Below are 20286 nucleotides of genomic sequence, written 5' to 3'. Positions count from 1 at the left end.
GTCAGCCCTCCGCCGCGATGCGCGGATCGAGCCGCGCGTAGAGCAGATCGACGACGAAGTTCACGGATATGACAAGCAGCGCGGACACGAAAACGATGCCGAGCAAGGTGTTGAGGTCGCGCTGCACCACGGATTCATAGGCAAGGCGGCCGAGACCGGGCAGGGAGAACACGCTCTCCACCACGACCGAGCCGCCGAGCATGGTGCCGGCCTGCAATCCGATCAGCGTCACCATCGGCAGCAGCGCGTTGCGCAGCACATGGCGGGTGATGACATGGGTCTCGTCCAGCCCCTTGGCGCGGGCGGTGCGGACGAAATCGAGGTTCAGGACCTCCAGCATCGAGGCGCGCATGATGCGCAGATAGATCGCGAGGAAGATCAGCCCGAGCGTCAGCGTCGGCAGCACCAGATGGGCCGCGATATCGAGCACGCGCCAGATCCCGGTCTGGACGTTGCCGATATCCTCGAAGCCGCCCGGCGGCAGCCATTGCAGATAGACCGAGAACACCACGATCGCCATCAGCCCGAACCAGAACGAGGGCGTGGCGTAGAAGATCAGGCCGAGGGTGGAGATCATCGTGTCCGGCCAGCGGTTGACGCCGCGCGCGGCGATCACGCCGAACACGAGGCCAAAGAAGAACGCAAATGACAGCGACGCCGTCATCAGCAGGATGGTCGGCGGCAGCCGTTCCAGGATCACGGTCGCCACCGGCTTGCCGTAGATCGAGGAGAAGCCGAGGTCGAGCCGGACCAGGTGCCACAGATAGTTGCCGAGCTGCGCCGGAACCGAGAGGTTCAGCCCGTAGAATTTGCGCAGCGCCTCGGCGGTCGCGGCGTCGCCGCCGCCCATCTGCGCCATCAGCGCATCGACGGTGTCGCCCGGCGCGAGCTGCAGCAGCAGGAACACGCCGATCAGGATCAGGAACAGGGTCGGGATCGAGGCGGCGAGCCGCCGCCCCGCAAGGCTCAGGATACGCATCGGTTATCTATAGCGTTTTCGAACGAAGTGGACACCGGCCTCTCGGTCACCTCGCCCCGCTTGGGGGGAGAGGTCGGATCGCATCGCAAGATGCGATCCGGGTGAGGGGGTACAGGTCTATCGATGGAGCACTATTGCGGAGAGAGCCCCTCACCCCAACCCTCTAAGAGCGAGCCTCGCTCGTCTCGACGCCGTGAAGAACGGGGAGAGGAGCAGTGGCCTCATGCACTCAGCCAAAGATCGTGCCAGCTCGTCGAGCCCCAGCGCGGCGTGTTGGAGTGGTTGCGCGCCTTGGCCGTGATCACGGTGACGAAGATCTGCTCGATCGGCATCCAGACCGGCAGCTCGGTGTTCACCTCCTTGACGAAGTCGGCATAGAGCGCCTTGCGCTTGGCCGGATCGACTTCGGTGGCGGCATCGTCGATGGTCTTGTCGACGGTCTTGTCCTCCCAGCCCCACTGGTTGGTCCATGGTGCGCCCTTGGGCTGGCCGGAGCGGTACCACACCGTGGTCGAGACGGCGGGGTCGTTGCGATACTGGTGCCAGCCGGTCGCGAGATCGAAGGCGTGCTCGTCGTAGACCTGCTTGAGGAAGCCGCCGCCGTCGTTGCGCACGATGTCGACCTGGATGCCGACTTCTCCCAGCGACTGCTGGATGAAGGTCGACCACAGCGAGATGTCCTCACCCCACGGTGCCGGCAGCAATTTCAGCGAGAAGCGATTGCCGCCGGAGGCCTTGAAGCCGGCCTCGTCGAGCAGCGCGATCGCCTTGGCCTTGTCATAGGGATATTGCGGCGTGTTCGGCCCGGGATAGAAGTCGGTCGAGGTCGAGGGGATCGGGCCGGTGCCGAGCTTGGCGAAATCGCCCAAAAAATTCTCGATGAAGAACGGCACGTTGATCGCGTGCGCGATGGCGCGGCGGACCCGGATGTCGGACAGCTCCTTGCGGCGGAAGTTGAACTCGATGGTGTTGGTGCGGGCGTTGCCCTCATTGCCCTTGGTCTGGACGATGAAGCGCTTGTCCTTGCCGAGCCGCGCCATGTCCGAGATCGTCAGGCCCGAGAACGGGCTGTAGTGCAGCTCGCCGGCCTCCATCTGGGCGGCCGCGGCGGCGCGGTCGGTGATCACCTTCCAGACGATGCGGTCGAGATAGGGCGCGTTCGGCCGCCAGTAATCCGGGTTGCGGTCGGCGATGATGTATTGCCCGCGCTCATATTTGACGAATTTGAACGGGCCGGTGCCGACCGGCGCCAGATTGGTCGGGTTCTGCCTGATGTCGCCGCTCTCATAGAGATGCTTGGCGGAGACATAGCCGAGGTCGGGCAGGGCCCGCAGCAACAGGTTCAGCGGCATCGGCCGCTCGTAGCGGAAGATCGCGGTCTGCGGATCGGGCGTATCGACCGATGTGAGGAACAGCTGCAGCGTCGATCCGTAGTTGAGGATCTTCTTCCACATGTTCATCGCAGTGAAGGCGACGTCCTCCGAGGTGAACGGCTTGCCGTCGTGCCAGGTGATGCCCTTGCGCAGCTTGAAGGTGACGGTCTTGCCGTCCGGCGTCGCCTCCCAGCTCTCGGCGAGCACGCCGACCGGCTGGCCGTTGGCGTCGAGGTCGACCAGGTTCTCCTGGATCTTGCCGCCGATGATGTAGACGCCGGTCGAGGCCTGGATGCTGGGGTTGAGCTGGCGCTGCTCGGCGCCGTAATGGACGTTGAACACGCCGCCCTTGCGCGGGGTTTCCTGCGCGAAGGCCCGCATCGGATTGACGACATTTGCCGCAATCGCGGCCGAGGTCAGAAGGGCCGTGCGGCGGTTGATCTCGAGGCGGCTCAAATCCATACGCGGTCTCCAGCACATACATAAAGGCTTGCATCCGGCGGCCAGCCGATCGGTCGTGGCCACGCTTCGCCGATGTTACCTTGGATTGGGAACCCGAGTCATTTTCTAATGCCTCGGTCTTTTGGAGGATCGTTTCCAAAACCTGAAGTGGCCTGTCGCAGCGCTTCGCAACCCGGATTGCGCGCAGCATTGTCGCACTTGGGGCCACGCGGGATGGGTCGAGTGATTCTCTCGAGGGGGCGTTTTCGGGAGCGCCGAAGCCGCGCAAACCCTGTAAATTTAGGGGTCGGAAGCGACTTGACTGGAAAAAACACTGGAAAAACCCCTGATTCGGGGGCTGTCCACAGCGATATTGCTGTGGGGAGTGCAGAAAACACTGTTTTTCTCGGCGTTTTCCGCCATATCGTGCCCACTCCAGAATCAATGGAGCAACCATGGCTACCCAACTGTCGAAGTCGCAAGTGATCGAGAAGATCGCGACTACCACCGAACTCTCCAAGCGCGACGTCAAGAACGTTTTGGACTCGCTCGTCGATGTCGGCCACAAGGAGCTGAAGAAGAACGGGGTGTTCCTCGTCCCCGGCTTCGCGAAGTTCGTTGTGGTCAAGAAGCCTGCGACCAAGGCGCGCAAGGGCACCAATCCCTTCACCGGCGAAGAGATGATGTTCAAGGCCAAGCCGGCCCGGAAGATCGTCCGCGCACGGCCGGTCAAGGCCGCCAAGGACGCGGTTTAAGATGAGAGGCCTCCGGTGACGGAGGCCTTTTGCTTTTGAGCCGTCGCTTCCTGCCGTTGGTTGCCCGCTAGAGCGTTTTCGAGCGAAGTGGACACCGGTTCGCGTGAAGAAAACGCGCCAAAGCAGAATCTGGAGCTCCGGTCCGGGTTGAACCGGGACCGGGGCTCTGGAGCGTTTTCGAGCGAAGTGGATACCGGTTCGCGTCAAGAAAACGCGTCAAAACTAGAATCTAGAGCCCCGTTCCGATTCTATCGGAACGGAAATGGCTCTAGACCACCGGCGACCGGCCACCATCGACATTGATGGCGGTGCCGGTGATGTAGGAGCCTTGCTCCGATGCCAGGAAGCAGGCGAGGTTGGCGAACTCCTCCGCCGTGCCGATGCGGCCGAGCGGCGTGCCCTTGGCAAGGCCCTTGGCGAATTCCCCGAAATCCGTGCTCGGCGCCTGGGCAGCATGCCGCTTGACCCATTGATCGCTCATGATCAGGCCGACCAAGAGCGCATTCACCAGGATGTTGTGCTCGCCGCCTTCATTGGCCATGACCTTGGTCAGCGCCATGCCGGCGGCGCGCGATACCGAAGTCGGCGCGGAATTGCCGGCCGGCGCTTTGGCAAAGGTGTTGAGCACGTTGATGATGCGGCCCCATTTGCGCTGCTTCATGCCCGGCCATACCAGCCGGCTGAAGCGGATCGCGGCGAACAATTTCAGGTCGAGGTCCTCCTGCCAGGCCTCGTCGCTGATGCTCTCGAACGCCAGCGTGCGTGCGGTGCCGGCGTTGTTGACGAGAACGTCGATCTTGCCGAGATCGGCAACGATCTGGTCGTGGGCCTTGGTGATGTCGGCGGCCTTCGCGACGTCGCAGACGTAATCACGCACCACGAGGCCGTCCCTGGCGAGCGCTTCGCGCGCCGCTGTGAGATCGGCGGCGCCGCGGGCGAGGATCGCGACCTTGGCGCCGGATTCGGCAAACCGCCGCGCCACCGCGATCCCGATGCCCTTGCTGCCGCCGGTAACCACCGCGACGCGGTCCTTCATTGATAGGTTCATTGTTGTTCTCCCTGGGGCTGGCCCGGAGAGGACGCTATCAAACCGACAGTGCGACCAACAAGGTCATGTAGAGCAGGTGTGCTGTGACAATCAGTGCGAGATGGAGCGGGCCGGACATCGGAGGTCTCCATTGTGGTGCGTTGTGAGGTGAGCACCGCCGCTCGTCTCCCTCCCCTGAAAGGGGGAGGGCGGAGTGGGGGTGCTCTCCACGGACGCCGGTGCCTGTGGAGGCAGGATCCCCATCCGGTTTGCTGCGCAAACCCACCTCCCCTTTTCAAGGGGAGGTAAGGAAAGAGCGGGCGCCAATTCATGTACGCGCTAGTTCAAGCTCGCGCCGGCCGTAAAGCTCCGGTCAACGGCCTTGCTGACATCCAGCGTCTTGCCGAGGATGCCGTAGCGGGTGGCGCGATCGGAGGCGGCCTGCACCTCCTTCACCACAGCCTCGTCGATCGCGATCGGGCTCGTCTTCTGCGCGGTGTAGGCGGCGAGCAGCACGTCCTCCGGCAGCTTGGTCAGCTCGGCCGTGTTCCTGGCGTACTCGGCGAGATGGTCGAGCGACCACAGCCGCGCCTTGTTGAGCCGCTGCACCAGGTCCTGCACCGCGGCGCGCTTGGTCGCGATGGCGTTGTCGGAAGCGACGATGAAGGTGATGGTCGGCGTCAGCCCTTCGCCATCGGCGACGATGCGCGCCTTGTCCTTCAGCGTGGCGTAGGAAATGTAAGGCTCCCACACCGCCCAGGCGTCGATCGAGCCGGCGAGCAGCGCGATCTTGGCGTCGACCGGGCCGAGCGGGGCGAAGGTCGCGTCCTCGATCCTGCTGCCGACCTTCTCCAGCGTCGCATTGATCAGGAATTGGCCCCAGCCGCCCCGCGTGCCGGCAAGGCGCTTGCCCTTCAAATCGGCCGCCGTCTTGATCGGCGAATCCCCGCGCACCAGGATCGCCTGCGTCCGCGCATCGGAGCGCGTGCCGCCGATCGCCTTGATCGGCGCGCCCGACGCATAAACGGTGAGGAAGGACAGATCGCCGGTGTAGCCGACGTCGAGCGCGCCGGCGTTGATCGCCTCCAGGATCGGGGCCGCAGCGGGGAATTCCGACCACTCGATCTTGTAGGGCAGATCCTTGGCGAGGCCGGAAATCTCCAGCAGCGAGCGGTTGCCGCCCTTCTGGTCGCCGACGCGCAGCACGATCGCGTCAGCGGCGAGTGCCGCAGCCGACGTCGACAGCGTGATCACGGCTGTGATCAGCGCGGCCGCCGTGCGGCGGGTGAGAGAATAGGCAGGGTCCGAGCGGGTCAGTTTGCGCATTTGAATTTTCTTCCTGATTCATTCGCTGCGCGGCGGAACGCGCGGCAGCGTTCGATCAAGTCTATGAGCAAGCCGCTCGCCGTCAACGAAACGGAAATCTGAATTCGCCGGCTGCGCGGCAAGGATGATCTCGTCAAGCATGCCGCGCGTAGAAGACATCGTACATGCGACCGCAAAACGCCTGGATTTGATGCAGTCGCGGTGATCGCGTCGCATCTCCGAGTGGGATGATCGCGAAAATCCTTTCATCGCCGCGCGATGCGATCGTGGAGAGTTCGGCTGTGGCGCCGACAACATTCGAAATTCCATTTCATTGACGATGAAGTTGTCGCGCCGCATCATTTGCAGGTTGCTTTGAGTGCAATAGCGCCGGAGAAATCCGTTTTTTCTAAAAGCATGAGCTTCGGACGACGGGCGTTGCGGACACGCTTTGCGCGCGGGGCGGAGCCTTGCCGAAATGCAGGAGTGATGATGTCGAGAGATAACAAGAAGACGGTGATGGATCGCCGCACATTGCTGCGCGCCGGTGCCGCCGCGGCCCTTGCCGCGCCGATCGGGGCGTACAGCGCGCAGGCGTTCGCGCCGCGTCCGATCGCGCCGGCGATCGACTTCTCCGAATTCCCGATCTGCAAGACCGCGTCCGATGCGCCGGCTTTGACCGGCGCACCGCGCAAGCTGAAGCTGTCCTGGAACGCCGGCGCGGTCTGCCTTGCGCCGCTGCCGGTCGCGATCGACCATGGCTTCTTCCAGAAGCAGAACCTCGACGTCGAGCTGGTCAACTATTCGGGCTCGACCGACCAGCTGCTGGAGGCGATCGCCACCGGCAAGAGCGACGCCGGGCTCGGCATGGCGCTGCGCTGGCTGAAGCCGCTGGAGCAGGGCTTTGACGTCAAGATCGCCGCCGGCACCCATGGCGGCTGTATGCGCGTCCTGACCCGCACCAATTCCGGGGTCGACAAGCTCGCCGATCTCAAGGGCAAGATCGTCGCGGTCGGCGATCTTGCCGGTCCCGACAAGAATTTCTTCTCGATCCAGCTCGCCAAGCTCGGCATCGACCCGATCAAGGACGTCGACTGGCGTGCCTATCCCGGCAATCTGCTGAACGTCGCGGTCGAGAAGGGCGAGGTGCAGGCCTTCCTGTCGTCGGACCCGCTGGCCTATCTCTGGCTGAAGGATGCGCAATACAAGGAGGTCGCCTCCAACCTCGACGGCGAATATCGCGACAAGAGCTGCTGCATCGTCGGCCTGCGCGGCAGTTTGGTACGGGAAGAGCCGCAAGTCGCGCGCGCCATTACGCAAGCGCTGCTCGACGCTGCGATGTTCACCTCGCAGAACCCGGACAAGGCGGCAAAATCGTTCCAGCCCTATGCGCCGAAGGCGGCGAGCCTTGCCGATCTCGAGGCGATGGCGCGCTACCACACCCATCACCATCATCCGACCGGCGAGGTGCTCAAGCGCGAGCTGAAGGGCTACGCCGACGACCTCAAGACGGTGCAGGTGTTCAAGCAGAGCACCGACACGGCCAAATTCGCGGAGCGGATCTATGTCGACGTATTCAGTGTCTGACACGACGGCCGCGGCCGCGCCGCGCGCGGCGGTCACGTTCTCGAACCTCTCCGGCAGTTGCGGTGTCGGCCTTGCAGCGAGCCTCGTCTGGCTCGCCTTTGGCCTCTCATGCCTTTATTGGCCCGATGTCGGCGACTGGTCGCGGACCGGATCGCTCGGCATCGGCGCGATCGTCATCGCCGCCTTCATCCTGTTCGGCACATTCAGCGCGGATTATCTCGGCGGCGCCGGTCAGGCGTTGCGCAAACGCGCGCCGTGGCTGGTGGCGTTCGGCGCCTTCGTGACGTTGTGGGAGGTTGCCACCGCGAAATTCGCCTGGCTGCCGCTGCCGTTCTTCCCGCCGCCGCAGTCGCTCCTCGAAGTCTACACCGACGATCTGCCAAAACTGCTCGACAGCGTGTTCGCCTCGATCAAGCTGCAGCTCGGCGGCTACATCGTCGGCGCAACCGTCGGCTTTATCACCGGTGTCTCGATCGGCTGGTCGCAGAGGATCGGCTATTGGGTGCACCCGGTGCTGCGCTTCATCGGCCCGCTGCCGGCCACCGCCTGGCTGCCGATCGCCTTCTTCACCTTCCCGTCGAGCTGGAGCGCCTCGACCTTCCTGATCGCGCTCGCCACCGGCTTCCCGGTGACGGTGCTGACCTGGTCGGGGGTGGCGAGCGTCAGCAGCGCCTATTACGACGTCGCGCGCACGCTCGGCGCGAAGCCATCGTTCCTGGTGCTGAAGGTCGCGATCCCCGCCGCGCTGCCGCATGTGTTCGTCGGCCTGTTCATGGGGCTCGGCTCGTCCTTTGCGGTGCTCGTCGTCGCCGAGATGATCGGCGTCAAGGCCGGGCTCGGCTGGTACCTGCAATGGGCGCAAGGCTGGGCGGCCTATGCCAACATGTATGCGGCGCTGATCGTGATGTCGCTGCTCTGCTCCGGCGCGATCACGCTGTTGTTCCGCACCCGTGACCGCCTGCTGGTCTGGCAGAAGGGCGTCGTCAAATGGTAGTGCAGTCCGCAACTGAGGCGATCGCCTATCCTGCGGTCGGCGCCGAGCTGGATGTCGAAGGCGTCAGCCACGCCTTCGATATCGACGGCGCCACGCTGCCGGTGCTTGACAATGTCGATCTCGCGATCGCGCCGGGCGAGTTCGTGGCGCTGCTCGGCCCGTCCGGCTGCGGCAAGTCGACTCTGCTGCGGCTGGTCGCGGGGCTGGAAAAGCCGCGCGCGGGCACGCTGCGCGAGGATGAAGTGCGGATCGCCGGCCCGCATCCGTCGCGCGTTGTCGTGTTCCAGGATCCGACGCTGTTTCCGTGGCGCACGGTGTGGGACAATGTCGCGCTTGGCCTCGAAGCGCAGGGCATCCTGAAGGCGCAGCGCCACCGCGTCGATGACGTCATCGAGCTGGTCGGCCTGTCCTCGTTCCGCAATGCCTATCCGCATCAGCTCTCCGGCGGCATGGCGCAGCGCGTGGCGCTGGCGCGCGCGCTGGTCAACGATCCCAAGATCCTGGTGCTCGACGAGCCGCTCGGCAAGCTCGATTCGCTGACGCGGATCGCCATGCAGTCCGAGCTCGTGGCGCTGTGGCAGCGCAAGGGCTTTACCACGCTGCTCGTTACCCACGACGTGGAGGAGGCGCTGGTGCTGGCCAACCGCGTCATCGTGCTCTCCGATCGGCCGGCGCGGATCAAGGCCGACATCGCCGTGGCCCGGCCGTATCCGCGGCATCGCGGCGATCCTTATCTCGCCGAGCTGCGCAAGCAGATCCTCGGCCTGCTCGGACTGGAGGCAACATGGTGACATCTGCGGCGAAGGAGCTGCCGCCGGCAAATGCGCCGGAGCACATCGCGCGCGCGGTGCGGCTCGCCGAGGTGTTTGCGGCGCGTGCGCCGGCGCATGATCGCGACGCCAGCTTTCCGTTCGAGAATTTCGCCGATCTGTCGCGCGAAGGCCTGCTGGCGTTGACCGTGCCGGCGGCGCTCGGCGGCGGCGGCGCGGGCGCCCGCGACGCCACGCGCGTGCTCGGCTTCATCGGCAAGGCCGATCCGTCGACCGCGCTGGTGCTGTCGATGCATTACATCCAGCATCTGGTGATGGCGCGCAGCACGCGCTGGCCGGCACGTCTGTCGCGCAAGCTCGCCAAGGAGACGGTCGAGGGCGTGGCGCTGATCAACGCGCTGCGCGTCGAGCCCGAACTCGGCTCGCCCGCGCGCGGCGGCCTGCCGGCGACCACGACGCGCCGCACCGAGACCGGCTGGCGGCTGACCGGCCGCAAGATCTACTCGACCGGCGCGCCGATCCTGAAATGGTATTCGGTCTGGGCGAAGACCGACGAGCCGGAGACCCGTGTCGGCTTGTTTCTGGTTCCGGCCGGGTTGCCGGGAACGCGGATCGAGGAGAGCTGGGATCATCTCGGCCTGCGCGCCAGCGGCAGCCATACCGTGATCTTCGACGACGTGGTGTTTCCGCTGGATTACGAGATCGACGTGCGCAGGCCCGACGACTGGAAGGTTCCCGACGTCACCCAGGCGACCGTGCATGCAATATTTGTGGCCGCGATCTATGACGGCATCGCCCGTGCTGCCCGCGACTGGCTGGTCACATTCCTGAAGGAGCGGGTGCCCGCCAATCTCGGCGCGCCGCTCGCGACCTTGCCGCGGATGCAGGAGGTCGTCGGCGCGATCGAGGCACGGCTCGCGGTCAATTCCCGCCTGATCGACAGCTTCGCCACCGATTTCGATAACGGCTTCCAGCTGTCCGCGATCGAGTCTAACATCATCAAGCTGACGGTGACCAATAACGCCGCGGCAGTGGTGGAGGATGCCTTGTCGCTGACCAGCAATCACGGCCTGTCGCGCACCAATCCGCTGGAGCGGCATTATCGCGACGTGCTGTGCGGCCGCGTCCATACCCCGCAAGACGATGCCACCCGTGTCTCCGCCGGACGCTCTGCGCTGGGCGTCTGAAAACAATAGCCAACAACAACGGAGTAGTCAGTCATGCCGGTCGAGTTCATCGGCTTCATCACCAACAACAATGCCTCCGAGACCATCGTGCGCGCCGGCCCGGTGCTCGATCCGCCCTATATCGAGACGGTGACCAAGGCGCATGAGCTCGCCGGCTTCGATCGCGCGCTGCTGGCGTTCCACTCCACCACGCCGGATGCGTTGCAGGTCGCGCAGCATGTCCTGACCATCACCAAGCAGCTCAAGGTGATGATCGCGCAGCGCCCGGGCTTCACCGCGCCGACGCTGCTGGCGCGCCAGCTCGCAACGCTGGATCAATTCTATGGCGGCCGCGTCTCGCTGCACGTCATCACCGGCGGCAATGCGATCGAGCTGCGCCAGGACGGCAATACGCTCGACGACAAGGACGAGCGCTACGCCCGCACCAGCGAATTCCTCGACGTGGTGCGGTTGGAATGGACCAGCGAGAAGCCGTTCAACTACAGCGGCAAGTATTACAATGTCGAGAACGGCTTCTCGCAGGTGAAGCCGTTGCAGAAGGGCGGCATCTACACCTTCGTCGGCGGCGGCTCGGACGCCGCGGTCGAGGTCGCAGGCAAGCACGCCGATACTTTCGCGCTGTGGGGCGAGTCCTACGCGCAGGTGCGCGACGTCACCGCGCGGGTGCGCGCGGCAGCGGCCAGGCACGGAAGGCCGACGCCGCGCTTCAGCCTGTCGGTGCGGCCGATCCTCGCCGACACCGAGGAGAAGGCGTGGGCGAGGGCGGAGCATATCCTCGAGCGCGCCACCGCGCTGCAGGACCAGACCGGCTATCGCCGGCCTAACCACGCCACCGACGGCGCCAAGCGGCTGCTGGCGCTCGCCGATCAGGGCACGCGCATCGACAAGCGGCTGTGGACCGAGATCGCCAAACTGACGGGCGCCAACAGCAACACCACCGCGCTGGTCGGCGCGCCCGAGCAGGTTGCCGAGGTGTTCGGCGATTATTACGATCTCGGCGTCAGCCACTTCCTGATCCGCGGCTTCGATCCTTTGGTCGATGCGATCGACTATGGCCGGGCGCTGATACCGCTGACCCGCAAGCTGATCGAAGCGCGGGACCGGCAGCGGGGGATTGCCGCCGAATGATCCGTCTCATTGTTGCGGCAGCGCTTGCGCTCGCCGCCGTCGATGGCGCCGCCGCGCAGACCACATTGCGCGTCGGCGACCAGAAGGGCAATTCGCAGGCCGTGATGGAAGCGGCCGGTGTGCTCAAGGACGTCCCCTACAAGATCGAGTGGAAGGAGTTCGCCGCAGCCGCGCCGCTGCTGGAGGCGCTTGGGGCGGGCGCGATCGATACCGGCCTGGTCGGCGACGCTCCGTTCACCTTCGCGGCCGCCGCCAAAATTCCGGTCAAGGCGATCGCGGCGGTGCGGCAGTCGCGCGACGGGCTCGCGGTCCTGGTGCCGGAGAATTCCGCGATCAAGAGCTTCGACGATTTGCGCGGCAAGAAGATCGCGACCGGCCGCGGCTCGATCGGCCATCAGCTGATCCTGGCCGCGCTGGAATCCAAGGGTTGGCAGGCGAGCGACGTGCAGATCGTGTTCCTCGCGCCGTCGGATGCCAAGGTCGCCTACACGCAGGGCGCGGTCGACGCCTGGTCGACCTGGGAGCCCTATGTCAGCCAGGAAGAGGTGCTGTTCAAGTCGCGCCGCGTCATCACGGCGGACGGCATCACGCCCGGCCTCGGCTTCCAGGTCGCAACGCCCGATGCGATCAAGGACAAGCGCGCCCAATTGGAGGATTTCGTGTGCCGGCTTGCCGCGGCGCGCGCCTGGTCGCAGCACAATGTCGAGGGCTACGCCGCGACCTGGGGCAGGCTGATGAATATCCCGCCCGCGGTGCCGCTGAACTGGCTGACGCGGGCCAGGATCCGCATCGCACCGATCGACGACAGCGTGGTGGCCGACGAGCAGAAGACCATCGACCTCTACGACCGCTGGGGCCTGATCCGGCAGAAGATCAACGCGGCCGACATCGTCGACCGGTCGTTTGGTGCGGCCGTGGAGAAGGGCGCGGGGCTGTAGGCAATTTGCAAGCGACACCAGCGTCGTCCTGGCTTTTCGCCAGGACGACGGGCGCTTGCATGACTTCGGAATAATGGAAATGTATCCTTGATTTGCCCGACGTGTCAAGCGGCTCAGTCGAAGGCCGGCAGTTGCCAGCCCCTTTGCATGGGGTTGTTTTCGATATTTTGCCAGCGCAGCCGCGGCGGCCTTGCAAGCGGGAGATGTGGACCATCTGCGCGGAAGCGATTTGACGTCGCATCACTGCACCGCTAACGAACCCGTGATCTCAAAAACATCCATTCGTCCACAGGCTGTCGCGCGGCAAGGATTTTCCCCGTTTGGCACATTCCAAAACCGCAACGTTGCTATTTTCGCCGCGGCCTTGCCACTGCGCCCGGCGCCGCCAAGATCAAAAGCACGAACAATCGAGTCCGGGAGATCACCATGGGCCTTCAACAAACTCGCATCGAGTCGCTACCGTTTGTGACCGCTGAACTGAATTATCTCGCGCCGACGCCGGGCAAGCCCCGGACCTACGCCTTCGATCCGCCGCCCGGCGAGCCCAAATCCACCGCGCTGCCCGAAGCCCACAACGTTCCGATCTTTGACGGACGTCTGATCGCCGACAGCTTCTCGCTCGATCGCGAGGGCTTTGCGCTGGTCAAGCATCCGACCAGCGTGAAGGACTATTACGACGACAACGAAGTCCGCAACGTCTACTATCCCGCCGTCGAAGCCTTCCTGAAGGCGACGCTGAAGGCGGATCGTGTTTTCATCTTCGATCACACCGTGCGCAAGCGCGTCGAGGGCGCGGCGGATATTCGCGGCGGGGGACCGCGCCAGCCGGCGACCCGCGTCCATGTCGACCAGACCGCCGCCTCGGGCCGCAACCGGGTGTTCGAGCACCTGCCCGACGAGGCCGAGCAACTCATCAAGGGTCGCGTCCAGGTGATCAATCTGTGGCGCCCGATCCGCGGCCCGTTGCGCGATTCACCGCTTGCGATGGCCGACGGCACCACGATCGCGCCGGAGGATCTGATCGCCTCCGACCTGATCTATCCGAACCGCAGCGGCGAGACCTATTCGGTGAAGTACAATCCGAACCACCGCTGGTTCTACATTCCCGAGATGACGCCGGACGAGGCGATCCTGCTGAAATGCTACGACTCGGCGACCGACGGCCGCACGCGGTTCGGGCCGCACACGGCGTTTGTCGATCCCACCACGCCCGCGGACGCCGCGCCGCGCGAGAGCATCGAGCTGCGCACGCTGGTGTTCCATAAGCAGTAGGGGACGCGCTTCCCATAAATTCGTCATGCCGGGACAAGCCCGGCCATGACGGTGCGTGGAGCGCAGAAGGTCGCCTGCCCTCAAACTTGGCACCATCCGCCCAATAATGTTACGCCCGTCGCCAAACCGCTCGGGGAAGAGGCGATTCGTGGACGGCGTGGTGACGAAGGAAGAGGCGGGGATCGGGTTCCGCGCCCTTGTGCTTGCGCTTCTGGCATTGGCCTCCGGCCACATGCTGTCGACACTGCTGCGGACCATCCCGGCGATCAGCCTCGATCTGATGGCGTCGGATTTCGGCACCTCGCCGCAGGCGCTGGCGAGCCTCACCTCGATCTATCATTTCTCCTTTGCGGCCTCGCAAATCCCGGTCGGCGCCGCGATGGATCGCTTCGGCGTGCGGCCGGTGTCGCTGAGCCTGCTCGCCGGGACCGTGATCGGAACGCTGGTCTCGGCGCTGGCGACGGGGCCCGCGAGCTTCGTGCTGGGCCAGCTGATGCTCGGCGTCGCCACGTCGGGCATGCTGATGTGCCCGATGACGCTCGCGGCCAAGCAGATGTCGGCGGCGAAGTTCGGCCTGTGGTCCGGTCTGATCCTCTCGATCGGCAATATCGGCATGCTGCTGTCGGCAAGCCCGCTGGCCTTCGTGGTCGATCAGTTCGGCTGGCGCGCCGGCTTCTGGGTTTCGGCCGGCTTCGGCATTGTGGTGCTGATCGCGGTGTTCGCGCTGGTGCCGCGGCAGCCCGCCGCGCATGCGGATGATTCCTCGCCGCTGCACCAGATGGCCGAGGTGCTCCGGCTCGGCATGTCGCGTGGCCTGCGCGGCCTGATCGCGCTGTCGCTGGTGTCGCTCGGCGCGTCGCTGACCTTGCGCGGCTTGTGGGGCGGGCCGTGGCTGATGGACGAGAAAGGGCTGAGCCGAATCGAGGCCGGCAATGTGCTCGGCCTGTTCACGCTGGCGATGATCGTTGGCCCGGCCTGCATCGGCGCGTTCGATCGCAAGTTCGGGCACCGCCGCGCCATGGTGGCGCTGACGCACGCCATCGCCGCGCTGCTGCTCGTTCTGATGGCGGCCGGTGCACCGCATTTCCCGGTCTCGAACCTGTTCGGCGTTGCCGTGATGCCGACGCAATATGACCTGGTGCTGTTGATCCTGATCGGGCTCGCGACGTCGGCGCAGCCGCTGATCTACGGCATGACGCGGCAGCTCGTCGCCGCCCAGAACACCGGCAAGGCGCTGTCGTCGGTGAACCTCGCGTTCTTCCTCGGCGCGGCGCTGCTGCAGTCCAGCACCGCCGGCGTCGCCGCGCTGTTCGGGCTGCCGGCGGTGCTGCTGTTCATCGCCGGCGCACTGGCGATCGGGATCGTGCTGTTCTTGGTCTACACCAGGCCCTAGCGTTCCGTTCCGATCAGATCGTCTGCGCCTGCTTGCGAATCTCGTTGGCGAGCGGCCGCAGGGAATCGCCCCCGCGGGGCCCCACCAGGGAGTAGCCCGTTCCGCCGTCAGCCCACGAGAAGCCCGCGACGTCGCCACCCGAATGCGCGGCCATCGGCGCGTTCTGGTCCGACGTCATCGGGCGGGTGAGAACCACAAGCCGCTCGCCGCGATCGTCGTCGTACATGAACATGGCCGCAGGACCATGTGCGGTCGGCACTACCCGTCCGCCCATCAAGCGATATCCCGACTTGGTGAGGTCCGGCAGCTTGACCGGTTGATGCAACCGGTTGGAGATCCATTGCACAAGCTCGGTGCTGTCGCGCAGCTCGACCGGCCGCGTGCGATCGGAGGCGTACACTCTGTAGGAATCGCTGGCCTCCTCTGCGAGTGCCACAATTCCGCCGGCCGGTGCCTGTGTCGCGCCACGGATCACCCATCCGCCGAGGCCGCCGATCGAGAGCATCAGCATCGCCGCGATGGCCCAGCGCAACGACGAGGGGCGGCGGCGCGGACTCTCGATCATCCTGGCGAGATTGAGCTGTGGCGGCAGCGGCTCCTCGGCGATCGGCAGCAGCGCCGATCGCAAAAGATTACGCTCATCGGAGTAGGCGGCGATGCGTTTGGCCACGTCCGGATGCTTGTCCAGATAGGCTCGGACTTCGGCCTCGCGTTCCGATTCGAGCGCGCGATCGACATAGGCATGCAGATCGTCTTCTGTAATGGGTCGGTTGCTCATGTCTTGTTCCGCAATTGCACGACATTATGATCCAGGTCGCCGGGCGTCCCTTCCAGTTCGTGATGCAGCCGCTCGCGGGCGCGCGCGAGGCGTGACATCACCGTGCCAATTGGCACGCCGAGCACCTTCGCGGCATCGGCATAGGACAAATCCTCGACGCCGACGAGCAGCAGCACTGCGCGCTGGTCATGCGGAAGCTTGGCGAGCTTCGCCATGACGTCGCGATACATCACCTTGTGCTCCTGCGCCGCTTCCTGACCGAATGCATCCTCGTTGGTTTCGTCGATCGCGACATGAACGCCGCGCACCGTTGCGCGGCGAAACTGGTTGATGGCGAGATTATGCAGGATCGCGAACAGCCACGGCCGCGGATTGTCCGACCGCCGCTGCTCCCAGTGGATGACGGCGCGTTCCAGGCAGTCCTGCACCAGGTCGTCGGCCGCCGCCTGATCGCGGACCAGGGCCCGCGCATACCGCCGCAAGGCGGGTATCAGCGGCTCGACCAGGTGCAGCATGTCGCTCATGGCGCTTGTACCTGGACGACCGCTCCGAGCTTCGCCGGTTCGCCGGATGCGATGACGAGGTAGCGCCGCTCGGTCCTGGCCGCGCTCTGCACGATCTGCCGGATCGGACCGGCCGCGTTGACGATCGCGGAGCCGGCCGGATTGGTCATGAAGGCTGCCAGCGGCTCCACCATGCCGCCGCCGTCGGCGTGTTCGGCCAATCCCAGCACGTAGCGCTGCTTCGGCTCGAGCCCGGTCACGGAAGCCTGCAGCACCTGGATCAGCCCCTGATCGAACAGCGAGACGCTGGTCGGGGGCTTCTCGCCCTTGGCTTCCTTTTTCGGTGCGAGCGCGAGGTGAGCGGCCTGGCCGGCGACGCCGAGGGCTTGCAGGTTCTGGCGGTCATCCGGATTTGGCGCGGCGTTCGGCACATAGACGATCGCCTGCGGCGCCTGGCCGATCGGGATGTTGGCGATCACCTTGTTGGTCGCGGTGTCGATCGCGGCCAGCGCGTCGGCATTTTCGAGACCGATATAGATCCGCGTGCCGTCGCCGGACGGCCAGACGCCGTGCGGCAGATTGCCGACGGGGATGGTCGCGACTTGCGAGAAATCATCGGTTCGGAACACCTTGACCTCATTGGTGCCGCCGATGGTCACATAGGCGAAGGTCCCTTTGGCGGTCTTCGCGAAATTAACGTGGTTGGTGATCGGGCCGGTGTCGATGGTCTTGATCAGGTTGAAGGGCGGCTTGGCGTTGAACACCTGCGTCCTGCCGACATCCTTCAGCGTGAACCACACCTGGTCGCCATCCGGGGTCGCCGCGATGTTCGGACAGAACGGGCTTTCCTGCTTCACCTTCGCGACGATCTGATGGTCTGCGACCGAGACCACATCGGTCTCCGGATTGAACGACGAACAAATGTAGCCGTACTTGCCGTCGGGCGAGAAGATCTGCATGCCCGGTCCTGCGGGCACCTCGATGCGCATCGTTTCCTTGAAGCTCTGCGCGTCGATGACCGAGATGTAATTCTCGCCGCGCACGGTGACCCAGACTTCCTTGCCGTCGGGCGTGAAGAACGCCTCGTGCGGCGAGCGTCCGACATAGGTGACGTGCTTGACCGAGTTGGTTGCCGTGTCGATGAAGCTCACCGAGTTCGAACCGATCGAGACCACGGCGAGCGTGCGGTGGTCGGGCGAATAGCCCATGCCGTGGACCAGTACCTGCCCCTTGTAGAGCGGACTGAAATTGCCCGGCTGCGGGTCGCCGAGCCGGATCACGCCGAGCAGCTTGTTGTCGACCGGGTCGGTGACCGACACCGTGTTCGAGAACTGCTCGGCGGCGTAGACGCGGTCGTGATGGCTGACCGGAATGTCGGGCACAGACGCAGCGCCCGGCGCCTGGCCGGCGAAGGCGGAGCTCGACATCGCCAGCACGGTCGTGGCCAGCAGGCTTTTCAGGATATGACGGTTCATCGCTCCAAACTCCTAGTTCTTCATTCCGTGGGACATGTTCATATGATCGTGAGCGGCGGCGGGCGCCGGGCCCGGCTGCGTCGGGGCGGGCGCGGACGCCGTGACCGGATCGCCGATCGCGAGCTTCATGGCGTCGATCTCCTGCCGTTGCTCGACGATGATTTCCTGCGCGATCCGGCGCAGCTGCTCGTTCTTGCCGTAGCGGAGTTCGATCACCGCCATGTCGATCGCGCCCTGATGATGCGGCGCCATCATCGCGACGAAGTCGCGATCGATATCGCCGCTCGGCTTGGCCGCCATGTCATTCATCATCTTGGTCATCGCCGCATCGTTCTCGGCGAGGAAGGCGCTCTCTTCGGCCGACTGCGCCGTCGGTGCCGGTTGGTGCGCCTCTTGCGCAAGCGCTACTGGGGAGAGAACAACGGCAAACAGCACACGCGCGCCGAGCAGCGCGGCACCGATGCCGGGTCTGAAGAATCGCAGGATCATCACGTTCACCCTGAAAGTTAGCTGGCACGGGTGGGACGCGGGGCGGCGAATTCTATTCCGTAGGAGGGGCGAAGATTCATGTCGATCACGAATTACTGAACGACGGAATAAATTCTTCGACCCCGCGCCGCGGTTTGCGATCTCGAAGCGTCTGGTTATAAGAGGGAATTCCGGTTTCGGTTGACCGGTTCCTCGATCCTCCCTGCGCCACCCGGGCGCCCACAAGGGCAAAAATGTCCGCCAAGATCGATCCGATCACCCGCTCTGTCGTTCAGCACCGCCTATCGTCGATCGTGAAGGAGATGGGCGAAGCGATGCTTCGCACCTCCTATTCGCAGATCCTCAATTCCAGCCGCGATTTTTCGCTGGCGATTTGCGACACCAACGGGCGGCTGATCGCGCAGGCCGACCACATTCCGGTTCATGTCGGCGCCTTGCCCTGGGCGACACTGGCGGTCGAGGAGCGCTTCAAGGATGTCGCGCCCGGCGACGTCATCCTGCTCAACGATCCCTATCAGGGCGGCAGCCATCTGCCCGATCTCACCGCCTTCGTGCCGGTGTTCGACGGGGGAAAAAGGCTGCTCTGGACCATCGTGCGCGCGCATCAGAGCGACATCGGCGGCGCGACCCACGGCGCCTACAATCCGGCCGCCACCGAGATCTATCAGGAAGGCATTCGCATTCCGCCGATCAAGCTCTACGAGGCCGGCAAGCCGCGCGAGGATCTGCTCGATCTGCTGGCCTTGAACATCCGCAACCCCAGAGAATTCCGCGGCGACCTCGCGGCAATGCTCGGGGCCGCGCATCTCGGCGAACGCCGCGTCTCCAAACTGTTCAGCGAGTTCGGCGCGGAGACGGTCGAAGCCGCGATCGAGGCGATCTTGGACGCGACCGAGCAGCAGACCCGCGCCGTGGTGTCGAGCTGGAAGGACGGCGTGTTCTATGGCGAGGCGCTGCTCGACGATGACGGCCACGGCCGCACCGACATCAAGATCGCCGCCAAGGTGACGAAGAAGGGCAGTGACGTCGAGGTCGATCTCACCGGCTCCGATCCGCAGTCGACCAGCTTCGTCAATTCCTCACACGCTAACATGCAGGCGGCGGTCGCGATGGCCTTTGCCTATCTGATCGACGCCGACATTCCCAAGAACACCGGCGGGCTGCGGCCGCTGAAGGTGGTGGCGAAGCAGGGCACGATCGTCTGGGCCGATCCTGGCCGCCCCGTCACCCTGTGCACCAGCCATCCCTCCAACGAGATCGTCGAGGCGATCATCAAGGCGATGTCGGCGTCCTGTCCGGACCGCGTGATGGGCGGGTGGGGGCGCCGCTTCCGCATCGCGATCCAGGGCGAAGACCCGCGCAACGGACGCAATTTCATCTGGCACATGTTCCAGGCCCGGCCCGGCGGCGGCGCCTCAATCGGCGGCGACGGCTATTCCTCGATCGGCGAGTGGCACACGGTCGGTGGCCTGAAGTTCGGCAGCATCGAGGTCGCCGAAGTGCGCTTTCCCCTGCATTTCCGCCAGCATGAGTTTCGGCCGGACTCCGGCGGCGACGGCCAGCATCGCGGCGGCCTTGGCGTCGCGCTCGACATGGTGCTGGAGACGCAAAAGCCCGCCAAGGGCAACACCGCCGGCGACGGCGCGCGCCACGGCCCCTGCGGCATGCTCGGCGGCAAGGACGGCGAGCCGCATCATTACCAGCTGCTCTCGGAAGGCCGCGCGCCGCGCGTGCTGAAGACGAAAGAAGTCGGCATCGAGCTGCGCCCCGGCGATTGCCTCGAGATCCGGTCCTCCGGCGGCGGCGGCTGGGGCCCGCCCGAGAAGCGCTCGGCGGAAGCGCGGGCGCGCGATCTTGCGCAAGGTTTGGTTTCCAAAGTGGTGTAGGCAGCG

The 20286-nt window shown here is 65.1% G+C and carries 19 protein-coding genes; 10 read left to right on the top strand and 9 right to left on the bottom strand.

The genetic code is table 11. The features are described 5' to 3' along the window. Position 1 precedes the first annotated feature (1 nt). On the bottom strand, positions 2-979 hold the full coding sequence (locus tag E2I15_RS11180; RefSeq protein WP_038383993.1) for an ABC transporter permease: 978 nt from the start codon (positions 977-979) through the stop codon (positions 2-4). Between the two features lie 221 nt (positions 980-1200). After that, positions 1201-2814 carry an ABC transporter substrate-binding protein gene (locus E2I15_RS11175; RefSeq protein WP_137477172.1) on the bottom strand — a complete coding sequence of 538 codons (1614 nt, stop codon included), beginning with the start codon at positions 2812-2814 and terminating at the stop codon, positions 1201-1203. A gap of 434 nt (positions 2815-3248) precedes the next feature. On the opposite strand from E2I15_RS11175, the gene E2I15_RS11170 reads away from it, so the two are divergent. Further along, entirely contained in the window at positions 3249-3548 is a 300-nt protein-coding gene (locus E2I15_RS11170; RefSeq protein WP_016843119.1) for an HU family DNA-binding protein, read from the top strand. Positions 3549-3816: 268 nt separating this feature from the next. Here E2I15_RS11170 and E2I15_RS11160 read toward each other — a convergent pair whose 3' ends face one another. The 3 genes from E2I15_RS11160 to E2I15_RS11150 form a co-directional block, all read right to left on the bottom strand. Next, positions 3817-4596, bottom strand: coding sequence for an SDR family oxidoreductase (locus tag E2I15_RS11160; protein ID WP_137477171.1), 780 nt, complete (start codon positions 4594-4596; stop codon positions 3817-3819). A gap of 318 nt (positions 4597-4914) precedes the next feature. Then, positions 4915-5901, bottom strand: coding sequence for an ABC transporter substrate-binding protein (locus E2I15_RS11155; protein ID WP_137477170.1), 987 nt, complete (start codon positions 5899-5901; stop codon positions 4915-4917). 18 nt (positions 5902-5919) lie between these two features. Beyond that, on the bottom strand, positions 5920-6243 hold the full coding sequence (locus E2I15_RS11150; protein WP_137477169.1) for a hypothetical protein: 324 nt from the start codon (positions 6241-6243) through the stop codon (positions 5920-5922). 129 nt (positions 6244-6372) lie between these two features. Here E2I15_RS11150 and E2I15_RS11145 point away from each other — a divergent pair, with 129 nt between their 5' ends. The 8 genes from E2I15_RS11145 (at position 6373) to E2I15_RS11110 (ending at position 15149) form a co-directional block, all read left to right on the top strand. Further along, the gene (locus E2I15_RS11145) at positions 6373-7467 is read left to right on the top strand and encodes an ABC transporter substrate-binding protein (protein WP_137477168.1); all 1095 of its coding nucleotides are present in this window, start codon (positions 6373-6375) and stop codon (positions 7465-7467) included. Beyond that, positions 7445-8461: an ABC transporter permease gene (locus E2I15_RS11140; RefSeq protein ID WP_137477167.1), complete on the top strand. Its 1017-nt coding sequence runs from the start codon at positions 7445-7447 to the stop codon at positions 8459-8461. Before E2I15_RS11145 ends, E2I15_RS11140 begins: the two co-directional genes overlap by 23 nt. After that, a complete protein-coding gene (locus E2I15_RS11135) occupies positions 8455-9252 on the top strand; it encodes an ABC transporter ATP-binding protein (RefSeq protein WP_137477166.1) in 798 nt (265 codons plus the stop codon). Before E2I15_RS11140 ends, E2I15_RS11135 begins: the two co-directional genes overlap by 7 nt. Beyond that, a complete protein-coding gene (locus E2I15_RS11130) occupies positions 9246-10418 on the top strand; it encodes an acyl-CoA dehydrogenase family protein (RefSeq protein ID WP_137477165.1) in 1173 nt (390 codons plus the stop codon). Before E2I15_RS11135 ends, E2I15_RS11130 begins: the two co-directional genes overlap by 7 nt. 33 nt (positions 10419-10451) lie before the next feature. Then, a complete protein-coding gene (locus tag E2I15_RS11125; RefSeq protein ID WP_137477164.1) occupies positions 10452-11546 on the top strand; it encodes an LLM class flavin-dependent oxidoreductase in 1095 nt (364 codons plus the stop codon). Next, entirely contained in the window at positions 11543-12484 is a 942-nt protein-coding gene (locus E2I15_RS11120; RefSeq protein WP_137477163.1) for an ABC transporter substrate-binding protein, read from the top strand. The genes E2I15_RS11125 and E2I15_RS11120 overlap by 4 nt, the downstream gene beginning before the upstream one ends. A 426-nt stretch (positions 12485-12910) precedes the next feature. Further along, complete coding sequence (locus E2I15_RS11115) at positions 12911-13756, top strand: CmcJ/NvfI family oxidoreductase (RefSeq protein WP_137477162.1); 846 nt, start codon at positions 12911-12913, stop codon at positions 13754-13756. Positions 13757-13913: 157 nt separating this feature from the next. Beyond that, entirely contained in the window at positions 13914-15149 is a 1236-nt protein-coding gene (locus E2I15_RS11110) for an MFS transporter (protein ID WP_137477354.1), read from the top strand. Between the two features lie 13 nt (positions 15150-15162). Here the strand turns inward: E2I15_RS11110 and E2I15_RS11105 are convergent, their stop codons facing one another. The 4 genes from E2I15_RS11105 to E2I15_RS11090 are packed head-to-tail and all read right to left on the bottom strand — an operon-like array spanning position 15163 to position 18394. Next, the gene (locus E2I15_RS11105; protein ID WP_137477161.1) at positions 15163-15927 is read right to left on the bottom strand and encodes an anti-sigma factor family protein; all 765 of its coding nucleotides are present in this window, start codon (positions 15925-15927) and stop codon (positions 15163-15165) included. After that, the gene (locus E2I15_RS11100; protein WP_137477160.1) at positions 15924-16451 is read right to left on the bottom strand and encodes an RNA polymerase sigma factor; all 528 of its coding nucleotides are present in this window, start codon (positions 16449-16451) and stop codon (positions 15924-15926) included. The genes E2I15_RS11105 and E2I15_RS11100 overlap by 4 nt, the downstream gene beginning before the upstream one ends. Next, complete coding sequence (locus tag E2I15_RS11095; RefSeq protein WP_137477159.1) at positions 16448-17905, bottom strand: YncE family protein; 1458 nt, start codon at positions 17903-17905, stop codon at positions 16448-16450. The genes E2I15_RS11100 and E2I15_RS11095 overlap by 4 nt, the downstream gene beginning before the upstream one ends. A gap of 12 nt (positions 17906-17917) precedes the next feature. After that, a complete protein-coding gene (locus E2I15_RS11090; RefSeq protein WP_137477158.1) occupies positions 17918-18394 on the bottom strand; it encodes a DUF305 domain-containing protein in 477 nt (158 codons plus the stop codon). Between the two features lie 233 nt (positions 18395-18627). Here E2I15_RS11090 and E2I15_RS11085 point away from each other — a divergent pair, with 233 nt between their 5' ends. Continuing rightward, entirely contained in the window at positions 18628-20280 is a 1653-nt protein-coding gene (locus tag E2I15_RS11085; protein ID WP_137477157.1) for a hydantoinase B/oxoprolinase family protein, read from the top strand. Positions 20281-20286 lie beyond the last annotated feature (6 nt).

It is taken from the genome of Bradyrhizobium sp. BR2003 (assembly GCF_009720285.1).
In the GTDB taxonomy this organism is placed as follows: domain Bacteria; phylum Pseudomonadota; class Alphaproteobacteria; order Rhizobiales; family Xanthobacteraceae; genus Bradyrhizobium; species Bradyrhizobium elkanii.
This window is presented reverse-complemented; position numbering and strand designations above follow the sequence as displayed.